General features: G+C 34.8%; 18 protein-coding genes. 11 read left to right on the top strand and 7 right to left on the bottom strand.

The features are described 5' to 3' along the window. A partial coding sequence (locus ACXY7N_RS16190) for an LPXTG cell wall anchor domain-containing protein (protein WP_488592464.1) occupies positions 1–343 on the top strand: 343 nt, incomplete at its 5' end. A gap of 103 nt (positions 344–446) precedes the next feature. Here ACXY7N_RS16190 and ACXY7N_RS16185 read toward each other — a convergent pair. Beyond that, complete coding sequence (locus ACXY7N_RS16185) at positions 447–1,052, bottom strand: DedA family protein (protein WP_016133720.1); 606 nt, start codon at positions 1,050–1,052, stop codon at positions 447–449. A 136-nt stretch (positions 1,053–1,188) separates the two neighbouring features. Beyond that, positions 1,189–1,821 carry a GNAT family N-acetyltransferase gene (locus ACXY7N_RS16180; protein ID WP_016133721.1) on the bottom strand — a complete coding sequence of 211 codons (633 nt, stop codon included), beginning with the start codon at positions 1,819–1,821 and terminating at the stop codon, positions 1,189–1,191. Between the two features lie 110 nt (positions 1,822–1,931). Here ACXY7N_RS16180 and ACXY7N_RS16175 point away from each other — a divergent pair, with 110 nt between their 5' ends. Continuing rightward, the gene (locus ACXY7N_RS16175; protein ID WP_033659800.1) at positions 1,932–2,750 is read left to right on the top strand and encodes a MerR family DNA-binding transcriptional regulator; all 819 of its coding nucleotides are present in this window, start codon (positions 1,932–1,934) and stop codon (positions 2,748–2,750) included. Between the two features lie 124 nt (positions 2,751–2,874). Here the strand turns inward: ACXY7N_RS16175 and ACXY7N_RS16170 are convergent, their stop codons facing one another. After that, on the bottom strand, positions 2,875–3,339 hold the full coding sequence (locus ACXY7N_RS16170) for a hypothetical protein (RefSeq protein WP_016089146.1): 465 nt from the start codon (positions 3,337–3,339) through the stop codon (positions 2,875–2,877). Positions 3,340–3,675: 336 nt separating this feature from the next. On the opposite strand from ACXY7N_RS16170, the gene ACXY7N_RS16165 reads away from it, so the two are divergent. Both ACXY7N_RS16165 and ACXY7N_RS16160 read left to right on the top strand, forming a co-directional pair. Beyond that, positions 3,676–5,154 carry a SulP family inorganic anion transporter gene (locus ACXY7N_RS16165; RefSeq protein ID WP_016133723.1) on the top strand — a complete coding sequence of 493 codons (1,479 nt, stop codon included), beginning with the start codon at positions 3,676–3,678 and terminating at the stop codon, positions 5,152–5,154. A 218-nt stretch (positions 5,155–5,372) separates the two neighbouring features. Continuing rightward, positions 5,373–5,732, top strand: a complete 360-nt coding sequence (locus ACXY7N_RS16160; protein WP_016133724.1) for a hypothetical protein — start codon at positions 5,373–5,375, stop codon at positions 5,730–5,732. Between the two features lie 92 nt (positions 5,733–5,824). Here the strand turns inward: ACXY7N_RS16160 and ACXY7N_RS16155 are convergent, their stop codons facing one another. Next, a complete protein-coding gene (locus ACXY7N_RS16155) occupies positions 5,825–6,703 on the bottom strand; it encodes an accessory Sec system S-layer assembly protein (protein WP_016089143.1) in 879 nt (292 codons plus the stop codon). Between the two features lie 13 nt (positions 6,704–6,716). Further along, positions 6,717–9,080: an accessory Sec system translocase SecA2 gene (secA2, locus tag ACXY7N_RS16150; RefSeq protein ID WP_016133725.1), complete on the bottom strand. Its 2,364-nt coding sequence runs from the start codon at positions 9,078–9,080 to the stop codon at positions 6,717–6,719. A gap of 250 nt (positions 9,081–9,330) precedes the next feature. On the opposite strand from secA2, the gene ACXY7N_RS16145 reads away from it, so the two are divergent. Both ACXY7N_RS16145 and csaB read left to right on the top strand, forming a co-directional pair. After that, complete coding sequence (locus ACXY7N_RS16145; protein WP_016089141.1) at positions 9,331–10,851, top strand: putative polysaccharide biosynthesis protein; 1,521 nt, start codon at positions 9,331–9,333, stop codon at positions 10,849–10,851. 130 nt (positions 10,852–10,981) lie between these two features. Next, positions 10,982–12,070, top strand: coding sequence for a polysaccharide pyruvyl transferase CsaB (gene csaB / locus ACXY7N_RS16140; protein ID WP_016133726.1), 1,089 nt, complete (start codon positions 10,982–10,984; stop codon positions 12,068–12,070). Between the two features lie 12 nt (positions 12,071–12,082). Here csaB and ACXY7N_RS16135 read toward each other — a convergent pair whose 3' ends face one another. Continuing rightward, a complete protein-coding gene (locus ACXY7N_RS16135) occupies positions 12,083–13,516 on the bottom strand; it encodes a glycosyltransferase family 39 protein (protein ID WP_016089139.1) in 1,434 nt (477 codons plus the stop codon). 264 nt (positions 13,517–13,780) lie between these two features. Here ACXY7N_RS16135 and ACXY7N_RS16130 point away from each other — a divergent pair, with 264 nt between their 5' ends. Beyond that, positions 13,781–15,631 carry an S-layer homology domain-containing protein gene (locus ACXY7N_RS16130; protein WP_016133727.1) on the top strand — a complete coding sequence of 617 codons (1,851 nt, stop codon included), beginning with the start codon at positions 13,781–13,783 and terminating at the stop codon, positions 15,629–15,631. A 541-nt stretch (positions 15,632–16,172) separates the two neighbouring features. Then, positions 16,173–18,815, top strand: coding sequence for an S-layer homology domain-containing protein (locus ACXY7N_RS16125; RefSeq protein WP_016133728.1), 2,643 nt, complete (start codon positions 16,173–16,175; stop codon positions 18,813–18,815). 180 nt (positions 18,816–18,995) lie between these two features. On the opposite strand, the gene ACXY7N_RS16120 is transcribed toward ACXY7N_RS16125, so the two are convergent. After that, positions 18,996–20,375, bottom strand: coding sequence for an O-antigen ligase family protein (locus tag ACXY7N_RS16120; protein WP_016133729.1), 1,380 nt, complete (start codon positions 20,373–20,375; stop codon positions 18,996–18,998). Positions 20,376–20,684: 309 nt separating this feature from the next. Here ACXY7N_RS16120 and ACXY7N_RS16115 point away from each other — a divergent pair, with 309 nt between their 5' ends. The 3 genes from ACXY7N_RS16115 to ACXY7N_RS16105 all read left to right on the top strand — a co-directional run bounded on the left by ACXY7N_RS16115 (position 20,685) and on the right by ACXY7N_RS16105 (position 22,247). Next, entirely contained in the window at positions 20,685–21,473 is a 789-nt protein-coding gene (locus ACXY7N_RS16115; protein WP_016089135.1) for an enoyl-CoA hydratase, read from the top strand. Positions 21,474–21,585: 112 nt separating this feature from the next. Continuing rightward, positions 21,586–21,903 (top strand): hypothetical protein, encoded by a 318-nt coding sequence (locus ACXY7N_RS16110; RefSeq protein WP_016133730.1) that lies wholly within the window; start codon positions 21,586–21,588, stop codon positions 21,901–21,903. A 17-nt stretch (positions 21,904–21,920) separates the two neighbouring features. After that, positions 21,921–22,247, top strand: coding sequence for a nucleoside triphosphate pyrophosphohydrolase (locus ACXY7N_RS16105; protein WP_016089133.1), 327 nt, complete (start codon positions 21,921–21,923; stop codon positions 22,245–22,247). Positions 22,248–22,264: the final 17 nt, after the last annotated feature.

Here is a 22,264-nt window from a genome sequence, read left to right as displayed (position 1 = left end):
AGAGCCGAAAGAGCTAGAGAATCCAGAGGCAACAGAAAAACCGGAAATGCATGTAACACCGAAAGAAGAACAAACTAAAGAAGAAACAATAGAAAAAATAAAAGAAGAAAGCCCAGAAGTATTAAACAAACAAAGTGTACAAGAAAAAGTAGAAGTACAAAACAAGCAAGAGGTACAGAGTAAAGTACAAAATAAGTCTGAGGTATCATCAAGTGAAGAAAATAATAAGAAAACAAAACTTCTTCCTCAAACAGGTGGAGTATCAACAGAAGCTACTTCTGTTATGGCAGGTATGTTCTTATTACTTTTCGGAGCGATGTTGTTTAGACGTCAGAAAAACTAATGAATATGAGAGTTCGTTCGGAAACAAAATGTATGTAAAAAAAGCGGAGACTATAGTCTTCGCTTTTTTATTTTCGTACGTAGTTAAGCTGAATTTTATTGTTTTAATTGATACGCTTTAAAATCATATGCTTTATATTTTTACGAAATCGAGTGATTAGTGTAATGATAATCATACCGAAGAGAATTTGCCATATGTGTTGTCCAAGTATTTGGAAGATCTCTTCTAAATTTTCACCTAACCAATAACCGCCGATCAAGAAGAATGATACCCAAAATAGAGCCCCTGAATAAATTGTCATCGCAAAACGGCGAAATGGTAAGTTAATAATTCCTGCAAAGTATCCTGTGAAATGACGGACGCCTGGGATGAAAAAGGCGATAAAGATTAGAAAGTAGCCGTATGTATCGAACCACATTTTTGTTACATCAATTTTTTTTTGTGTTAAAAATACATATTTTCCGTACTTCTGAATGAAGGGCATGCCTAGTTTATTTCCTAAAAAGTATTGGAATGTCATACCTACACTTGTCCCAATAAAAGATAACATAATTAAAATTGGTAGGTTCAAATCACCTTGGTGTGATAAAAATCCTGCATAGGCTAATGTAGGCTCTCCTGGAAACGGAAGCGCAATATATTCTAAAAGTAAACCGACAAGTACTACATAATATCCATATTGCTGAAATAACTCGTGAATCCATTCCATGTTGTGCGCTCCTTTTAAAGTGAGTTCCGTCTATTTGAATTGACTTGAACGAATAATAGCGGAAGTTTTTTATTTAATCATACTTAATATAGCTCTTTGCTAATTAGCAAAGAGCGCTGAAGTGTATATATTACGATTAGTTAAAGTTATAGCGGTACAAAAATACGTTGAAATCTTCTTCTTTTGGTCCAAAATTAACTGCTTTTTCTTGTATGCGCTGGAAGTTTTGTCTGTCATAAAATTCATAGTTGCATTCATTATCTGTATATAAATATAAAGATGTTACATCTTCTTTTTTCATGTATTGGAATAAATGACTTAGTAAAGACTTCCCAACTCCAAGACCTCTCGATTCTTCGGATACGATAAATAATTGTATACAGCCTTGAAATTGATCTTCTTTTCCTTGAATGAGTTCTTTATAGGTTTTTTGTACTTGTATAAATGCTTTTAAAAATTCTCTATTCTCTTTATTCGTTATGAATAGCTTTAGCGTATGAAAGGCAAAGCTAACGGTATTATGGAATCTCTTTAAACGGTTTTTATCTTTTTCAGAATCGCCTAAAATGACACCGATCACTTTATTATCTTTTTCAGCTACTTTACTGAAGGAACTTTCTAAAATACAACTGTGTAGATAAAAGTTTAATATTGAGTTTAAAAATTTTTTATCGGCAATGAATTTGTTAAACCCAAATGCTTCACCAATTAAATGTTTTATAGGCTCATAGTCTTCTTTAACAAGATTTCTATATTTTACTGTGTTCATAATTGTATACTCCCTTTATCAATGTAAATGACTTATTATAAATAGTAAGGTCTCCTCTTAGGGGAGAGTCAATGGTTGCATACGAAAAAAATATAAGGGAAGAGATGCAAATGAAAAAATTATTTTCTATTGGAGAAGTTGCAAAAATAAAGGATATTACGATAAAAGCGCTAAGATACTATCATAAGATGGGGATTCTTATTCCAAAACATGTTGATGAATCAACGGGGTATAGATATTATTCTATAGATCAATTTATTCACATTGATATTATAAAAAGCTGTAGGGAGTTGAACACCAGCATAGTAGAGCTCCAAGAGATTTTTAAGGAATGTAATACGGATAAATTGCTGCGATTTTTACAAGTGAAAAGAGAAGAAGCGGAAGAGCATATAAAGAAAATGGAAGAGGTAATGGAAACGATTGATGACTTACATACGAAAGTAGTGAGTTCACAGGAAATATTAAAGAATGATGAAATCTCTATTGAATTTTTTGAACAGCGTTATGTAGTTGTTGCGCCTTGTAAAGAAGTAGGGAGTTTACAGGAGTTACTGTATTATTCCGATTTAGAGAAAATCGTGCAAGATTATGAAGAGAAAATGACAATGGAGATGGGGATTCTCTACAATGTAAATGAAAATTGGAATGTAGAACCGAAGTATGTTTTTAATAAAATACGAGATGATGTACATATGGAAGAGATGCAAAATATAAAAGTATTACCAGGCGGGAAATATATAACGTTAGCGTATAGTAAAGAGAATGAAGAGGAACGTAGAAATACTATGATTAAATATATAAAAGAAACTAATATAGAAGTAGAGAGTTTTATTGAAGTGGAGTTAGTTAGTGATATTTTTAATACGGAGACATACAGTTGTCAAATTCAAATTTTTATAGGGGATAGTGAAAATAAGAAATTTTGATGCCATAAATTTAGGAGTGGGACTATCCAAAAAGCCTAACTCTAAATACATCGACTTAACTGGGTTGCCTACTTATTAATAAGAGAGGCCATCCCAAAAAATGGGATGGCCTCATTGGATCGTATTATTTACGTGAAAATCCTTCTTCATCAAGGTATTCCGCAGCTTCTGGATAAGAGTTGAATGTACCGTCTAAGTTTACACCAGCGTACACGTTCCACATATCATCTTCTGAGATAAGAGTAAGGATATGACCGTCTTCATTATGCCATTCTTCTTCTTTCGCAGGTTCTGCAGGAATTACTATTTCTTCTTGTGAAAGTAATTCAATTGATTGCTCGATTACTGAGCGTAATTCATCTGCTGAAAATTCGCGGATGTTAACCATACCTTTATCATCCGTTTTGTAACCTTTAATACCACTTGCATATACAAAGCCGTTTCCATTTGGATGTAAGTGATAAACAACGTTCTTTTTATCTAAACGACTTTCTTCAAAGTGAAAGTTCACGCGTTTTAATGATACGTTTTTTCTTTCTAATTCAGGGAAAGATTCAATAATCGATAATTTTTCTTCAAAAGTTAGCATAGTGCCTCCAAATATATAATAAAAGATTTAATTTATCTATTATAGCATAGTTATAATGGTTTCCAAAGATGGGGGGTAGCTTGAAATTGAATGCGTTTACGTCACGATACTGTAAAAAGTGGACTAACGAATGTATCTTTTTAGGTGTACAATGGAAAATGGACTTTATCCCGCATTAACGGGCAGTAAAACTCCCACCTCAAATTTCGGTGAATGCGAGGAAGTTAGGTGGGAGATCAACTGCCTGTAAAAGCCCGATTGGCTCAACTAATAATCAGTGGGGAGGAACAAAACTCCACTGATTAAAGTTTCACTTTATACGAAGGTGGTTTTTTTATGTTTCAAAAAATAGCAAAGGAATGTTTAGCAGGTTTTACGGTTGCGATCGTTGCGTTGCCACTGGCCATTGCATTTGGTATTGCTGCAACGGGAACGTCTGAGGGAGCATTAGTCGGATTGTATGGTGCGATTTTTGCAGGTTTATTTGCGGCGTTGTTTGGTGGTACACCGGGTCAGGTTACCGGGCCAACGGGGCCGATTACGGTTATCGCAACAGGAGTTATTGCGACGCACGGATTAGAGGCGAGTTTTATAGCCTTTATGATGGCCGGACTGTTCCAAATTTTATTCGGTGTATGTAAGCTTGGTTCTTACGTGAGGTACATTCCGTATCCTGTCGTTTCAGGATTTATGAACGGGATTGCATTAATTATTATTTTAGGTGAAGTGAAGCATGTGCAAAATAGTTTTCTACTCGTAGTATTAACGATTATTGTGATGATTGTTTCTGGAAAGTGGATTAAGGCCATTCCATCTAGTTTAGTTGCATTAGTTGGTGTGACAGCTATGCTTCCTTTATTTTCTTCGGCGTTAGAGGGGCTTACAGTGAAGTTACCGGTTATCGGAAACCTGTCATTAAATAAGGTGATTGAAAAGATTGGAACGATTCCAGAAGCAATGCCGACGCTTCATATTCCATCTTTAAGTGGAACAGGCATCGCAGAACTTATTTTACCAGCGCTTAGTATTGCTTTATTAGGATCGATTGACTCGTTGTTAACATCGGTCGTAATGGATAATGTGACGGGTACACGTCATAAAAGTAATAAAGAACTGGTCGGACAAGGTATTGGTAATATGGTGAGCGGATTGTTTGGCGGATTAGCAGGGGCAGGAGCGACTGTACGGTCTATCGTTAATATAAGAAGTGGTGGTAAAACGGCGCTTTCAGCAAGTATGCATAGTATTATATTATTTATTTTCATTATGGGACTTGGATCAGTCGTACAATACATTCCACTTGCTGTATTATCAGGTATTTTAATTTTAACTGGTATTGGCATGTTTGATTGGGAAAGTATGAAGAAAATGCATGTAGCACCAAAAGGTGATGTCATTGTTATGCTCGTAACGATGGTTGTCACAGTGAAGTTTGATTTAATGATCGCTGTTGCGTTCGGTATTATTCTTTCGTTCATTATATACATGGTGAAATGTAAAGAACGTAAAGCTTCTATTGTAAAAGAAAAGGAAGCGACGTATAAAATTAAAGGCCCACTTTCATTCCTAACAGTGGATCGTGTTTTTTATACTCTACAAGACGTAAAGTCTCCGGTCGTTTTACGTATGAAAGATGTGCGTTATATGGATGTATCAGGAGCTATGGGATTGTTGAACTTTGTTGAGCAGTCGGGTAAAGTAGGTGCGAGTGTGACACTTGAACAATTGCATCCGAGTATTGAACAAATAATCGTGACGATGGCAAGTGATGAGCAAAGGGAACAATTACAATTCTTAAAGGCCAAAATAAGTTAGAGATAAGAACCCTCACGTGATAAAGTGTGAGGGTTTCTGATTATTCGCATATGTATGTATTGAATTTGAATATCTGGATGTTATACGTCTGTTGACAATTGCCACACTTAGCAGTATAGTAACATTTTAGATTAGCAGTATGCTATCGTAATAAGTGTAAGAATTTTAAGATTTCTTTACGCTGAAAAGAAATCGCTTTAAGCTGGAGGGAATATTTGATGTACAAACAGTTACCACATGGAGTAAAAGTCGGGATTACACGTTCAATCGTTGCTTCTTTTGAGAAGTATATGAAGGAAATTGAATGGAACGAAGAAAAGTTTGACATACAACAATTTGTTGAACAGTGGAAACAATATTTATATACAAAATCAACTTGGATTAATAAAGTAGATGACAAGTTGAAAGAACATCCAGATTTCCATCAAGCGTTAGCAGTAAAAGTGAATGAAAAAATTAACGAGCTTATTAATGAAGAGCCGACTGAAGAGCAATTGAAAATTTTAAAAGATCATGAAGTAAACAATATAGATGATTTTTGTAAGTTGGAAGCAGCGTATTATATTGAACGCATTTAATTGAATTACATAATAGTTTACATAGGAAAACACGTCGTATTCATAAAAGAATACGACGTGTTTTTGATTACTCACTTAGCGAGTAATGAAGGTTATTGCGGGATAAACGCTTTCCACTTAGATAAATCGATTGGTTCTTTTGATACTGAATCAGCAGGGAATGTAAAGGTCCAAGGCTTCGTAGAATTGGCCTTAATTTGAAAGTCTTTTAATGCAAATGTTTTTTCCGCAACGGTAGATTCAGAGCGATCTGAAATATGCAATGGAAGTTGCTCAAGGGTTATATTTTGATTATAGCCATTACGAATTAAAATAGTTGCGTTCAAATCTCCGTTTTCTTCTACAACTGCGTTTAGCCCTCGGAAGTTAATTTCATCTTCTGCAGGTGGATTTAAGTTAGCAACAATTTCTTGTAATTTCATTATTGCACTTTCAGGTAGCTTTTCTTGCCATATAGGATCTAAATCTAATGAATGTTTTCCTTTTAATTCAAATACTAGTTGCCAGTCTTCAGGTGATAGGGTTGCTTCCGTAATTGAATTTTCTTCAAAGACGAAAGTCCAAGGCATATTTACATTTGATGGGATTTCTTCTAAGTGTGATAAATCAAATGCTTGGCGTGCACATGTTTCTCCATTTTTATTTAATAAAGATAGAGTAAGAGTTTCAAATTGAATTGGATGCTTTACACTACTACGAATGAATGTAGTAATATAATAAGCATTTTCATGTTTTTTACTTTCAATTCCGGCTAGCGAAATTTGATTTTCTTGTAAGGTAGGCAAAGATTTATGTAAAAATTGATAAATATACTTCTGTTCTTGAGAAACCTCATTCCAAGAAGGATGGAAGTATAAGTTAGGTTTTACGTTTTTTGTATTATTGCTGTTTTCTTCGCTTCCTAATAATTGAGAACTCGAAATTACAGAGTCTCTACCTTTTTTTCTTGCCTTCTTTAAAAATGATAGCATGCAATTCACCTCATTATATATTTTGTGGGACAGTTATATATTTTGCTAAATATAAAGCAACCTCTTTTTCAAAATGGCTAAATGTGTGTAAAAAGATTTCAAAACCTTCTTTTTGATAAAGGCGTGCTGGGTCCTCTTGTTGGTATTGTCTTAAGCCAATACCTTCTTTTAAATGCTGCATTGCACTTAAATGGTTTGTCCAACCAGAATCAAGGAAGTGCAAGCTAATTTGACGTAATACTTCTTGTGCATCTTCATTACTTTCTAAGTCGTTAACACGCTCTATATAACTTGTAAGAGTATCTTTTAATAGCTCTTGTAAGTCCTCAGCAGAATGAACGTTATTAGCGGATAATGCTGGAATTTCTTCGGTAGATAAAACTTCTTTTAAATCTTCTACTAGTCTAGTGAAATCCCATTCTTCAGGAAGCATGCCTTCTAATAAATGATCTTTAGCAATAACAGTTAGTGTATTTTTGATCATTGGAATGACAATCTCTATCATATTTACTTCTTCGTTTAAAAGGTTATTACGAAGTTTATAAACTACATTTCGTTGGTCGTTTATGACATCATCTAATTTCAAGTTGTATTCACGCATTGAAAAATGACTACCCTCACAAATTAATTGTGTACGGTTAATTAAATCATAAATTTTAGTGTTTAAAATTAAACCGTTTTCATCAGTTTTAAGTGGTTTTTTTAGCTTCTCTATATCTTCACCTGCGTAGCGTTGCATCATTTCATCTTCTAATGAAAGGAAGAATTGAGAACTTCCAGGGTCACCTTGTCGACCAGCTCGCCCTTTTAATTGATTATCAACGCGGCGAGATTCATGTCTTTCTGTTCCGATTACATGTAAACCGCCAAGCTCATGGACGCCTTTTTCTAATAAAATATCTGTTCCGCGTCCGGCCATGTTTGTAGCAATTGTAATTTTTCCTTTTTTCCCAGCTAATGCAATTAAATCAGCTTCTTGCTCAGCGCTTTTGGCATTTAATAGTTGATAAGTTAAATTAGCTTCATCTAAATAACGTGCAACTGTTTCAGATTGAAGGATGGACATCGTACCAATTAAAATAGGACGTTCTTTTTTATGTATATTTATTACTTCTGCACAGACAGCTTTATATTTAGCGTCGGCTGTTACATATACGACGTCTTTTTTATCTTCACGAAGTATAGGACGATTCGTTGGAATTGAGATAACTTCCATATTGTATACGCGGTTAAATTCTTTTTCCTCTGTTTTTGCTGTACCTGTCATACCAGATAAGGCTGGATACATGCGGAAGAAGTTTTGAATAGTAATAGATGCTTGCGTTTGATTCTCATCTGTAATCGGTAAGCCTTCTTTCGCTTCAAGTGCCTGATGCAATCCGTCACTTAAAGAGCGGCCATCCATAATACGTCCTGTGAAAATATCAACAAGCATAATTTTTTCGTCTTCGACAATATAATCAACGTCTAGTTGGAAAGCTACGTGTGCACGTAATGCTTGAATCATATAATGATATAAAGTTTGGTGCTCTAGATCATATAAGTTATCGATATCAAATAACTCTTCAATTTTTGTAATTCCATCTTCTGTAAAATTACATGCTTTTGTTTCCGCATCATAAGTGTAGTGCAAAGTGTCTTGGAATGATTTCATTACTTTTGCACATAAATGGTGGAAATCGGAACTGCTTGACTTTTTCCCAGCGATAATAAGTGGAGTTTTAGCCTCATCAATTAAAACACTGTCAATCTCATCTATAATTGCAAAGTGATAGGGGCGCTGTACTTGTTGCGCCTTAGATGATGCCATGTTATCACGAAGATAATCGAAACCAAACTCAGTACCAATTCCGTATGTAATATCAGCTTCATAAGCGTTTTTTTTATCGATAGATTCCATTTGTGCCATATTTAATCCAACTGTTAATCCAAGAAATTCATGAACTTGTCCAATCAATTCCTTATCACGCTTTGCTAAATAATCATTTACTGTAATAACGTGAACGCCTTTTTTCTCAAGAGCACGTACGTAAGTAGGTAAAGAAGAAACGAGAGTTTTTCCTTCTCCTGTAGGCATTTCAGCGATGTTTCCTTCTAGTAACACAAGGCCACCGATTAACTGAACGTCGTAGTGACGAAGACCAAGTACTCGTTTTGCCGCCTCTCGAACGACAGCAAATGCTTCTACTTTTATATCGTCAACTGTTTTTCCATTTTGTAACATGTTTCGGAAAGTGACAGTTTTTTGGCGTAATTCATCATCTGATAATGTTTCCATTACAGATTCTAATTGATTAATATCATTCACAAGTTGTTCATAATTTTTAATCTTTCTTTTTTGTGAATCTCCCAACAACTTCTTGACCGAATTCAGCATTCTTGTAACACTCCTCTTACTGACAATAGATACATTATAGTATAGTTATACTAGAAAAAAGTAGAAATGGAAAGTGGTAGGAAGTTTGAGTGAACTCGTTTTTTGAGTAAGAATACTTTCATTTTGCTATAAAAAAGAAAGTATTCAATATATAAGAAATTTGGTATGATAATTTAATGAGATAAAACCAGTCTCTATATTTAGTAATAATTCGTTTGAGAATATATGTATAAAAGAAAAGAGAAGGAACATGAATAAGAAGTTTGTAAAAGGTGCAGCAATTTTAACAATTACAACTTTTTTGTCGAAATTGCTTGGAAGTTTCTTTCAAATTCCGTTACAAAATATTGCAGGAGATGAAGTGCTTGGTATTTTTCGCCTCGTGTTTCCTGTATATATGATTGCCCTTACCTTATCAGTAGCTGGTGTCCCATTGGCAATTTCAAAATTGATTGCAGAATTGAATGAAAAAAATAAGCATAAAGAAATTGCGAAATTATTTAAATCAGCATCGATTATAGGGATAGCATTTGGAATATTCGGGTGTTTAGTAATCGTGTTATTTTCTACTGAAATTGCAAGTATGCTTGGTGGACAAGAAACGAGGGCGCCCTTACTGGTTACGTCATTAGCGTTACTCGTTGCACCATATATGGCGGTTTATCGTGGGTATTTTCAAGGATTCGGTGATATGAAACCGACGGGGATATCACAAGTCATTGAGCAATTTGTACGAGTATTTTTTATGTTAATCATCGCTTATATATTAGTATATTGGAATAAAAGTAGTGCTATCATTACTAGTGGGGCAATGGTTGGATCTTTTCTTGGGGTAATAAGTTCGCTTATATATTTACGTATGACATACAATAAAAGTTCATATCAATATAAGAGCAACTCGTATTCACTACAAGATTTGAAAAAAGATGGAAAGAAAATATTGCAAGTATCTATTCCGATTGCTATTGGAGCTTTATCCATGCCGCTTTTAAATTTGGTGGATTCGCTAACAGTGCCGCACGTGCTGCAAGGATCGTCGGCCGAAATTCAAGCGCAATTTGGTATATATAGCCGCGGTTCGGCATTTACACAATTAATTGTTGTTTTCGCCAGTGCAATTGTATTTCCATTAATACCATTATTAACGTCTGCACTAGCAAAAAAAGATATGAATTTAGCAAAAGCGACAGTTCAAAATACGAACTCACTTATGCATGTGTTAACAGCGCCATTAACGATATGGTTAATGGCATTAACGGTTCCGTTAAATGTGGGATTGTTTACAGATGCGAAAGGAAGCAGTATGTTAGCTGTTATGATTGGTAGTTCGTATTTCACATCAGTTATGGTATTATCAATAGGAGTTTTACAAGGAATTAACCGCTCTGCCCAAGCTGCGTGGATTGTTATTGGCGCAAGTTTTGTGAAATGTTTCTTAAACATAGTATTAACAAAAAAGTTTGGCATAGATGGTGCGGCGTATAGTACATTGATTATATATGTGTTAATCTGTATCATAAATCATCTGTACATTCGAAAATATCTTTCCTATTCTGTTCATATAGGGAGATTTTTTATTGTAATAGGTGTATCTTGTATTTTAGGATTAGGACTATATGAACTATCTACTATGATAGATGTTACATCTTCAAGAATGATTGCGTTATTATATAGTGGCGTAGCACTTGCTATTGCAATAATTTTGTATGCGGTATGTGCTTTGAGATTAAACTGGATATCAAAAAAACAAATACCATTTTTGAAAAAATAAATATAGAACTACGAAATGTAAGGATTGGAATTCGGACGGGTTTATTGTGATGATGCTTTTTTAGGTAAGGAGTTGGTGCCAGTTATGACATGTGAAACGATTGGTTACCAAATGTTGGAGGAGATTAAGAGTGCGGTTAGTTTTATCAGGATATTATGGTTTTTATAACGTTGGAGACGAAGCTATTCTACAATCGATTATTGAATCGTTACATAAAGAGAATCCGAATATTGAACTCGTTGTGCTGTCAAATGATCCTGACTATACAAGGAAAATGTACGGAGTAGAAGCGGTGGATCGTTGGAGTATCAAATCGGTTTATGATGCAATAAAAAAAAGTGACGGGCTTATTAGTGGCGGAGGGAGCCTCCTCCAAGATAAAACGAGTATAAAAAGTATTTTATACTATACGGGTATTATGGGGTTTGCTCGTATGTTAAAAAAACCGTATTACATTTATTCACAAGGAATAGGTCCGATTACAAAAAGGCATAATCGACTATTAGTGAAATGGCATTTGTCGAAAGCTGCATATATATCAGTTCGCGATGAGGATTCATTTTTATACTTAAAAGAACTTGGCATGAAAAGGGATATTGAACTTGTTCCAGATCCAGTTTTAACATGGAAACAAAAAAAACAATCAGATTGGCTACAAAAACATGCTCTGCATGGGAAAATAATTGCAGTGAGTGTGCGTCACTGGAATGCAAAAGAAGATTATATAAAAAAGTTAGCGATTGCTTTAAAAAAATTAAAGCAAGAAGGGTACCAAATTTTATTCGTCCCGATGCATGGTCCGTTTGATCAAAATGCTTCGCGTGACGTAGTGGATTTAATGGGAGAAGAGACGTATATGCTTCCATATAAAATGGATATTGATGAGAAAATATCTATTTTATCAGAATGTACCCTTTTAATTGGTATGCGTCTTCACGCTCTTATTTTTTCGGCTGTCGCGAAAACACCGATGGTTGGAATTTCATACGATCCAAAAATCGATTCATTTTTAAGACAAGTGAATCAACCGGTTATAGGGAGTGTGGATGGAGACTGGAGTGCAGACGATTTATATAAAATTGCGAAGAAGCAAGTGACGCAGCATGAAGAGATACAGCAATCTCTGCAAAGAAGAGTAGATGAGCTGCAACTGCAAGGAGAACAAGCGGCTAAGAAAATTATTTATCATATAGAAAAAAACACTCTACAGAAAAAGTAGAGTGTTTTTTTGTTAGTGTATTTCTTTACGTTGGAATCTTTCTTTTATATATTGTGTAATGAGATAGACACCGTAACCTTGTATGATCATAAACGTCGGGATGATAAAGTAGCGATAGCGCGATTGAATTTCAATGAAGAAGTGCACGCCTACGTACCCTAAAATTAATAATGAGAAGAACAGTAACGTTTTATTTCGTTGTTCTTTTATCGTTTTGATAGAAGCTATGCAAGCGAATATACAAATGCTTACATAACATAATTTTTCTAACGTCCACAGTAATCTTGATAATTCGGGTCTTGGATGTCCTTCTAATCCCCAATAAATGGCTGCGTCATAATCTCCCCACATAATTTTAAATTTATCTTTGAATAACAATAATAGTTGTCCTTTATCGGCAGTTCTTTCTTTAATGAGCTGTTTTTCAATTTCGAAACGTTCCTCGCCAATCGGATATTGAAAAACAAGTTTATGGTCAGGGAAAGAAAATCCACCTGTTGTTTCAGGATTGAATCCGACTACAAATTTCCAATAAGGGTCTCGACTAGACAATGGATATTGTGTAACCCCTGTAGCGATTAATGTATAGCTAAAGATGAAATGCACGATATAATAAATGCCAATCATGCCAATTAGCTTTGATATAACCATTTTTTTATTCAGTTTCTTATCACCAATTATATGAGTGATAAGTAAGAAAAGAATGAGAGCTAGTAAAATAACAATACCAATCGGTCTCATAATATCGCCAAATGCAATAAGAATACTAACAAATATCCATGCATATGAATGCGAGATTCCTTTTTTTACGAGAAGATAAAAACCACCGTAGAATAGAAATGTTGCGAGATGCTGATTTGTTAGTACAGAAGTCATCATAATGTTAGGAATGTACGTTGCGAAAATAAGTGCGGCAACTCTACCGCTAAATTCATTAAATAGATGCGTAGCTATGCGATATATAAAGTATGTAATGCCAGTACAGTACAGTATGTTTAATAGTTTAATCGCTAGTACACCTTCACCAAACAATTTGATGACACCAGCTTGGTACATTGTAAAGCCTAATTGATATACCCAAGTAGTAAAATATGCTTTGTCCGCGAATGAGAAATTGTTATTTGCTGCATCAACGGCTCCGTTATACATTTGTTCGAAATCTTGTACGACATTTGTTTGAACTGTTAACACCCATGCAAGACGAAGTGTGAACGCTAGTAGACAAATAAAGATGATAAATTGTGTTTGAGTGAAAAACCGATTCACGATGATAGACATGAATATAATACCGATTAGAACGACTATAAGTGCCACTATAAGGAAATAGGGATGATCGTACTTCGGTTCAGTTATTAAAAATTGCAATGAGTATATAAGAGTCATTGCAAAAAATAACAATGTTAATATTTGCAGTGATTTAAATGCAAATGCATATAATCTAGGCATAATGATCCTCCGTCGTATGTAATATCTTTGTAGTTATTTCTATATAAACAGAAATAACTACGTCATTATATCATAAAGGATTTTACGGTTGTAAAAGGAATGGGGAGCATAGGGCAATTAATAGGGTATATAAATATTTTAATATAATAAAATATTCATTTTAAAAAGACTGTATGTTAATTTTTGTTTATCATGTTTATATAATTAGTATATAATCGGTGTTGGAATGATAAATTCGTAGATTACGAGGAGGATTACATAACCGTGAAGAAATTTTCAAAAGGTATTACAGCAGTTGCGTTAACGGGGTCATTGTTTTTAACTCCTATTTCAAGTTATGCGGCGAGTGATGATATTACAGGTCATCTATTTGAGCAGCATATGCGTACTCTTATTAATAAAGGGATCATGTCAGGATATGGAAATAATGTGTATTCACCTGACAAAGAGATAACGAGAGCAGAGTTTGCTACATTAGTAGCGAAAGCCCTGCAACTTCCACAAGCAGATTCGAATTTTAATGATGTGCCAAAAGCATACGGATTATATGACGGTGTAAGTAGAGCGTTCGGAGCGGGAATTATTAAAGGGCGTAGTCCTGAGACTTTTGCACCAAATGATGTGATTACACGTGAAGAAATGGCCGTAATGGTAAAGCAGGCACTAGATTATAAAAAGGTTAACGTAAATGTAAGCCCGCTTACATTTGCTGATACGAATCGTATTAACTATAAAGAACATGTACAAGTTATGGTAGCAACGGGTATTATTAAAGGCTATCCAGAAGATAATACGTTTAGACCACACTTATCAGCGACAAGAGGTATGGCTTCGGCGATGCTGAACTTAATGCTTGGTAAAATTGGTAACAACGGTGGGGAAACTCCAATAGAAACAAAGAATTATGTGTTGTTAAATGATGCAGGAAAAGTAGTAGAGCGTTACACTACATATAAAGAAGCTGTTACAGCTGCACAAAATAAAGGCATGAATGCAGTGAAGTATGAAAATGAATACGTATGGATTAAAGATGGCTTTGCAGCGGCGAAGCAAATTTCTGGAGATACAATTAATGTTTACGGTGATAATTTAAAAACAGTATATACGTACATTCAGTATGGAACGGAACTTAAAGTGTTAGAAGTTGGAGAAGATCGTGTGAAAGTACAACTCTCTGATTTAACAGGTTATGTGCAAAAAAATGAAGTCACTTTAATTCCTGAAAATGAAATGAAGAAGTCATCTTATTACGTAAAACCAGATGGATATTTATATCACAGATATTTCACGTATAATACAAGCTCACCTGGATATACAGAATATAGATTTGGTGCAGCCCCTTCGTTCATGAAACAAGGGCAATCAATGTATAGTGTAGATGGAAAAACATTCGGAAATGAAACGTTCTATCAATATTTTAATTACGTATCATTACGTTCTAAAACAGAGTACACGGCAGAACAATTAGATAGTTATATAAAATCAGTTAAAGCAGATTCTCCATTAATCGGTTTAGGTGCGAAATTTAAAGAAGTAGAAAGCAAGTATAATGTAAATGCATTATTCCTATATTCATTAGCAGCTCATGAGAGTGATTTTGGGACAAGTAGGCTTGCACGAGAAAAAAATAATTTATTTGGCTTAAATGCAACAGATAATAGTCCATTTGGTAACGGTCTATCATTTAATTCAAAAGAAGATTGTATTGAACATGCTGCAAAAGTATATATGAGTGAAGGATATTTAAATCCAGGGCATTGGCGCTATACGGCAACATATACAGGTGATAAAGCTGGCGGTTTAAATATGAAATATGCATCTGATGCAAACTGGGGTAAAAAAGTAGCAGGGCATATGTTCCGTTTTGATTCGTACTTAGGTAAAAAAGAGTACAACAAATATAAGCTTGCACGTGTAACGAATAAGGTAGAAGTGAAAAAGGATCCTCGTACGTCGAATGAACGACTGTATAACTTAACGGCAAATAAAGTTGTTACGATTACAGGCGAAGAAACAATAAATGGACAAGCGTGGGTTAAAATCATTTCTGATGACCCTGCTGTAAATGAAGCGTATGTGGCAAAAGAAAATATAGAGTACGTAAAACACCAATAAAGAAAAAACAAAAGGACTGGTCACTTAGAGGATCAGTCTTTTTGTTTTTCGAAAAAAATGAATGAGCGTACTGGATGTTATTTAATAACATTTATATGAAAATAATCCCACTTTATAGAAATTTATAACAAATAATTCGACAAAATAACAAAAATAAAGCGTATTCTTGTCGAAGAGTGTCGATAATTTTAAAAAGTATAAATTGTCATTTCATTTATATTATGTGCTATAATGCTATTTGTATATTAAATACAAGCGATGTATATACGTTTACATATTAGAAAAGTTGATAAATATATAATTCGACAAATATTGTAAATTTGTCGAATTATGCGATAAAAAAATCTTTTAAAAAAAAGAATTATGACGTATTATATACATGGTTTAACTTTTTGGAAAAAGATAGTATTTATTATGGCTAATAAATTACTATTCTCCAAAAAGTGTTTGTAGATTAATATATGAATTTAGTAAATCACTAGTTTTTCAAATACATATTTCTAAAGCTAGTATTATATTTCTCAAGGAGGAAAATAAATCAATGGCAAAAAATAAGTCTTTTAACAAATTAATGGCTGGTACAATGACAGCTGCAATGGTGGCTGGCGTAGTAGCTCCAGTTGCTACAGCAGCAGAAGAGAGTGCATTTAAAGATGTTCCTAAAGGACATTGGTCTGCAGATGCGATCAACTCTATGGCTGCAAAAGGTATTATCGTAGGTATTGGTGATGGCCTATTCGGATTTGGTAACGATGTAACTCGTGCTCAAGTAGCTACTTTCATGGTAAAAGCGAAAGGCATTGAAGCTGGTTCAACGAAAACTCCATTCACAGATGTACCAGAAAGCAGCATTTATGCTAAATTCATCGCAGCTGCTGAAGCTAACAAAATCATGGCTGGTTTAGGCGACAATAAATTCGGTCCAGACGAGAAATTAACTCGTGCACAAATGGCACAGCTTCTTGTTAACGCATACGGTTTCAAAGCTGATGAAAACAACAAAAAATCTTTCAATGACATCGAAGGTTTACCTTGGGCAACTGCAAAATCTTCAATTGAAGCTCTTGCAAGTTTAGGTATCGTAGCTGGTGAAGGTGAAGGCAAATTTAATCCAAATGGTGTTGTAACTCGTGAGCAAGCTGCACAGTTCATCTACAATGCTATGAACTATCACCCAGAAGTAAAAACAGAAGCTAAAGTTGAATCTGTAAGTGCAATCAACGCGCAAGAAATTAAAGTTACATTCACAAACCCAGTAAATGAAAAATCTGCGGTTAACGAAGCTAACTACATTTTCAAACAAAATGGTGCTGATTTAACAGCTGCTGATTTTGAAGGTGAAGCTGGTAAAAAAGGTATTCTTTCAAAAGATGGTAAGAGCGTAACGTTCAAATTAAAAACTGAGAAAGCATTTGCTAACTCTGACAAATATGCAGTACATTCAACTACAGGCGTATTAGGTGCTGACTTAAAACCTGTAGAAAAATACCTTGATTCAGAAAAAACATTCTCTGATTCAAAAGCTCCAGAATTATTAGGTGCACGCGTTATTGGTAAAACAGTTGAGTTAACATTCAACAAACCAGTAAAAGAAAATGCTGACGTTAAAATTGACGGCGTTAAAATCGAAGGTGCAAAAGTTGCAAGTAAAACACCAGGTGTATACACTTTAACAACTTCTGCAATTGATAATAATGGAATCTTCGCAAAAGGCGATCATGAAGTAGTTGTATACGATGCTGAAGATACATTACGCGTAAATGCTAATAAAGCATCAATCTTAACAACAAAATACACTGTATCTTCTGATACAACAGCACCAGAAGTGAAAGAAGTTAAAGCTATTAACAACCGTACTTTCAAAGTTACATTCTCAGAGCCATTAAGCCAACACCCTGAAGTAACTGTGAAAAAAGGTAACTACACGTTCCCAACAGCAGCATATGATACTGTAGGCGGCAACGGTGTAGTACAATTTACAATTGATCCACAAGATGCAACTTCATACATCGTTTCTGTTAAAGAAGATGAAAAGGGAGCTCGTAACCCATTATATGCAGGTAGCGAAAAGAACGTTGATTTAAGTGTTAACCTTAAAAACTTCAAAGATACAGTAAACTTACTTGGTAAACCAGTTGATATGAGTGTTTCTTTAACTGAAGATACTGCTACACCAAAAGTATCTACTGATAGCTTAAACAAAATTGAAGGTAATAACTTACTAGTTAAATTCAACGGTAAAATTGCTGTAAATAATAAAAACCAAATCGTAGTACGTGACAAAGATGGCGTAGTTGTAACATCTGAAATCACAGCTGTTGGCGATGTATTAAACATTAAACTTGCTTCAGCAGCAAAAGATGAGCCATACACAGTAGAAGTAAAAGCTGGTGCTGTTAACTTTGCAAAAGATGAGAACTTAGCTTCTTACTCTGTAAACACTAATAGCAACGTTGCATTTAATACAACTGTTTCTACAACAGGTATCGTAACACCTGTAGTAGAAAAAAATGCTGACATTATTTCAATCGAAGGCGATGTAATCACTGTAAATTACGGTCAAGACATGAGCGGTAACGCGAAAGATGTAGAGAACTACAAAATTGACGGTAAAGCATTACCAGCAGGTACAACTGCAGAGTTCGTTGGTAGCAAACAAATCGTTAAGATTTCTTTACCTAAAAATTATTTTGCAAAAGCTCAAGATGCTAAATTTACAATTAGCACAAACGTATTAACTGCTTCTGGAAGCAAAGTAGTAGCTAACGCTCAAACAAAAGCTCCAGTTGAAAGCTTAATCAAATTCGCTGATAACACAGCTCCAAAATTAGCAAGCGCTGTTTATGTGAAAGCTACGAATGAAGCTGAAGTTTCAAATACAATCAAAGTTACATTTGATGAGAACGTTAAAGAGTTCGCTGCAGATGACGCTCAATTTATCAATGACTTAAAAGTTGTTGTAAATGGCAACAATACAGCAGTTAAAGGTATTAAGCATGGCGGCGAAAAAGAGAAAAACGTTGTTTACTTAACAACTGAAAAAGAGCTAAACGTTGCTCAAGCTGCAACAATTAGTGTAGTACCAAAAGGTGCATATAACCAAGAAATCAACATTACAGATGCTGCAGGTAACAAGTTATCACTTGGTAACGTAACTGCATCAACTGCTATTGTTCAAAAATAATAATAGATAGTATATCTGTTATTGACGAAAAACCCTTGCAGGAAATTTCCTGCAAGGGTTTTTTTCTATGATTCAGTTATGTGCGAGCATGGGACTTATGCTGTTTGATTGTTGCAAGAAGTAAACATAGCAAGTATAAAAAATGCCATGCCCTTAAAATAGGGGCATGGCATTTCAATGTTATTCAATTTCCAAATCAACAACCATATAAGCAAGTATGACAGTAAAGAATATACTTACGGCTGGTGCTGTTAATACGTGGCCGGACATAAAGCCGATTCCGAGCGATAGGACGAGTGTGCTAGTTAGTAGCATATGTTTTACGCTAAATAGCTTCTTGAAGTTTGTGATGATGCGAATGAATATTTTTATACCGAAATAAAGAAGCGGTAGTAAGTACATAAGGAATCCGACAATACCAAATGCGAAGAATATGTCGTAAAAATCCATTTCGACTAACTTCATTTTTGTTGTATAGTTACCAGCGTAGCCCATTCCAAATAGTTTTTGAGACAGTGGTGCTTCTTTATAGTATTGTTTATATACTTTTAAAAATTTGTCGCGATCACTGTAAATTAAACTTTTCACTTCAGAGTCTGTTAGTTCGCCTTGTTTATGTTCTTCTTCTTCAACTACTTTTCCTTCTTTTCGGTCTTTTTCTTCTTGTACTGATTTTTTGTATTCATATATTTGTAAATGGATGGTCATGTTTTTTGCGATAGGAGTTTGCGGTGTAAGTACGAGTAACCCTCCTAATACGACAGCAGCAACAATTGTATTTACAAGATATGTGAATCCTTTTCCTTCTTTTTTACGATGAATCATATATTCAATGAATAGGAAGAAAAGGGCGATACCTAGTGTAATAACGATGGCACCATAGCCTACTTTTGTTCCAATCATAATGCTTGCATACATCGCAAGTACAGTTGGAATCCAGTAATACGCTTTTGAGAAAGAAGTTGTTTTATGAACCGAGTATAAGACAACGATTGGGAACATAATGGCGAAAATGGAACTTAAATCATTTCCAGCAAAGAACCATCCTCTTGAACCGATCTTTGAGTTTGGATAGCTTGGGAAATCTGTACCAGTTGCCATAGCTGCGATGATTGAAATACTTAAAATTAACGTTGCATATAAGAAGTACGTAATGATTTTATGAAACGCATATTCGTTATTTTTTAATTCTTTTAGTGCGATAATATATCCAAACAGTAGTACAATTGGATATACACTTTTCAAAATAAATTTCACTTCTTCTCCAAATGAAACTGGAGATTTGACCATTAAATTATTCACAAGGCCGATTGCGAGTACGATGCCAAATAGACATAAATAAAGAATATACTTTTTCGCGCCTTGTTGTTTATGATGAAGAAGTAGATAACCTAATGCAAGAAGCATAAAGGCGAAACGGACTACGATTCCGACTGTTGCACTCATGTGTAATACATAGATTGAAAAAGATGTTAATAAATCTAAAATTGGTTGAAACACAATGAATAGCAGTAGGAAATGCGGGAAGGAATTAGCCGTCTGTTTTAACTTAGTAACCATATGTTCCTCCATTTCTTCATTCCTTTATTTCAAAACCTCTATATTAATAGGAAGGAAAAAGAATTTCTATATTTAATTTTTTATATCAAACTTAAGAATACACCATTTCATTGTAATGGTAAATAGATGAAAAGTATGGATAAACCGACTTTAATTTCTATATTTTTCAACGGAATTGTATGTTTTATACAAGGTCATATACAAATTACGAGATTATTAGACAGAAAATTAAGAAAAAAGAAGGGTTTTTCACCTTCTTTCTATAATTATATAAGTATAATCTTTATGTAGAAAAGAGGGGGATATATAATGGAAGTAACAAGTAAAACAGAATCTGTCGTTGTGAAATATGAAGGGCGCGTTGCAACGGTTATGGTCAATCGCCCAGAAGTGTTAAATGCATTAGATGAGCCAACGTTAAAAGAGCTATTACAAAAACTGAAAGAAGTAGCGGAGAGTTCTGCACATATTGTTGTGTTATGCGGGAACGGCCGTGGTTTTTCTGCGGGCGGAGATATTAAATCGATGCTTTCAAGTAATGATGAAAGCAAGTTTGATGGTATTATGAATACCATTTCTGAAGTTGTCGTGACTTTATATACGATGCCGAAGCTTGTGATTAGTGCTATTCATGGACCAACTGCTGGTCTTGGATTAAGTATTGCATTAACAGCTGACTATGTAATGGCGGATATTTCATCAATTATTGCGATGAACTTTATTGGAATCGCTTTAATTCCAGATGGTGGCGGCCATTTCTTCCTTCAAAAGCGCGTCGGTGAAAACATGACGAAGCAGATTATTTGGGAAGGAAAGAAATTATCAGCAACGGAAGCGCTTGATATCGGTTTAATTGATGAAGTAATCAGCGAGGATTTCCAAACGGCTGTGAAGCAAAAAATTAGTGAATGGTCACAAAAGCCGATTAAAGCAATGATTCAAACGAAGCAAATTTTATGTGAAGTAAATCGCTCTAATTTAGAACAAACGCTGCAGCTTGAAAAACGCGGGCAATATGCGATGAGACAAACAGCGGACCATAAAGAAGGTATTGCTGCATTTTTAGAAAAGCGTTTGCCAGCATTTAAAGGAGAATAAAATGAAATTTTAATTAGTGGTAGTTTTACTGCCGGCTAATTTAGAGTAAAGGGGAGAAAGTGCTAACACATTTTAGTATAATTGTGTTAGCACTTTTTTTAAGGAGTAATATATGAAGAAAATTATCGGTGTTATCGGCATGATTGTAATAGCATATTATGCTTTGCATAGTACACCATCTATGGCGGTGCGAACTGCTTTGTTTTTTGAAGGACATCCAAGCGTTGCGTTTTCTGGCGGGGTGACGAAAGAAAAAGATGTGAAAAAAGAAGCAATTCCAGCTGCGTACCAAACTTTATATGGTAAGGAAGAAGAATCAGAGCACTATTTCTTTCCGCATGTAAGAGCACATGGATCAGGAATTGATATGCTTAGTGCGTGTGTGACGAAGAAGTGGTTTTTCTATACAGCAGAGCTCGGATGTTATTAAACATAGGAGGATAAATGATGTCAGCATATAACAAGTTAGTAAGAGATCGTGTTCCAGAGAAGATTTTAATGTCTGGAAAAACATATACAGCACAAAATTTAACAGGACAAGCATACATACAAGCTTTAGCGAAAATTGGAACAGAAGAAATTCGTGAATTTGCTTCTATGAAAGAGCGTGAACATGCGCTAGATTCTCTTGCGGATGCACTGGAAGTGATCATCTCATTAGCGCGTGCAGAAGGTGCAACAATTGAAGATGTAGAACGTCTTCGTAAGCGAAAAGAAATAGAGCGCGGTGGGTTTGAAAGAGGCATTTATTTATTAGATGTTTCAGAAGAATAGTTTCGTAGGGAAAGTAT

The organism is Bacillus sp. 5w2 (assembly GCF_054353775.1).
Note: the sequence above shows the minus strand (reverse complement) of the source record. Positions and strands in the feature narration are given on the sequence as shown.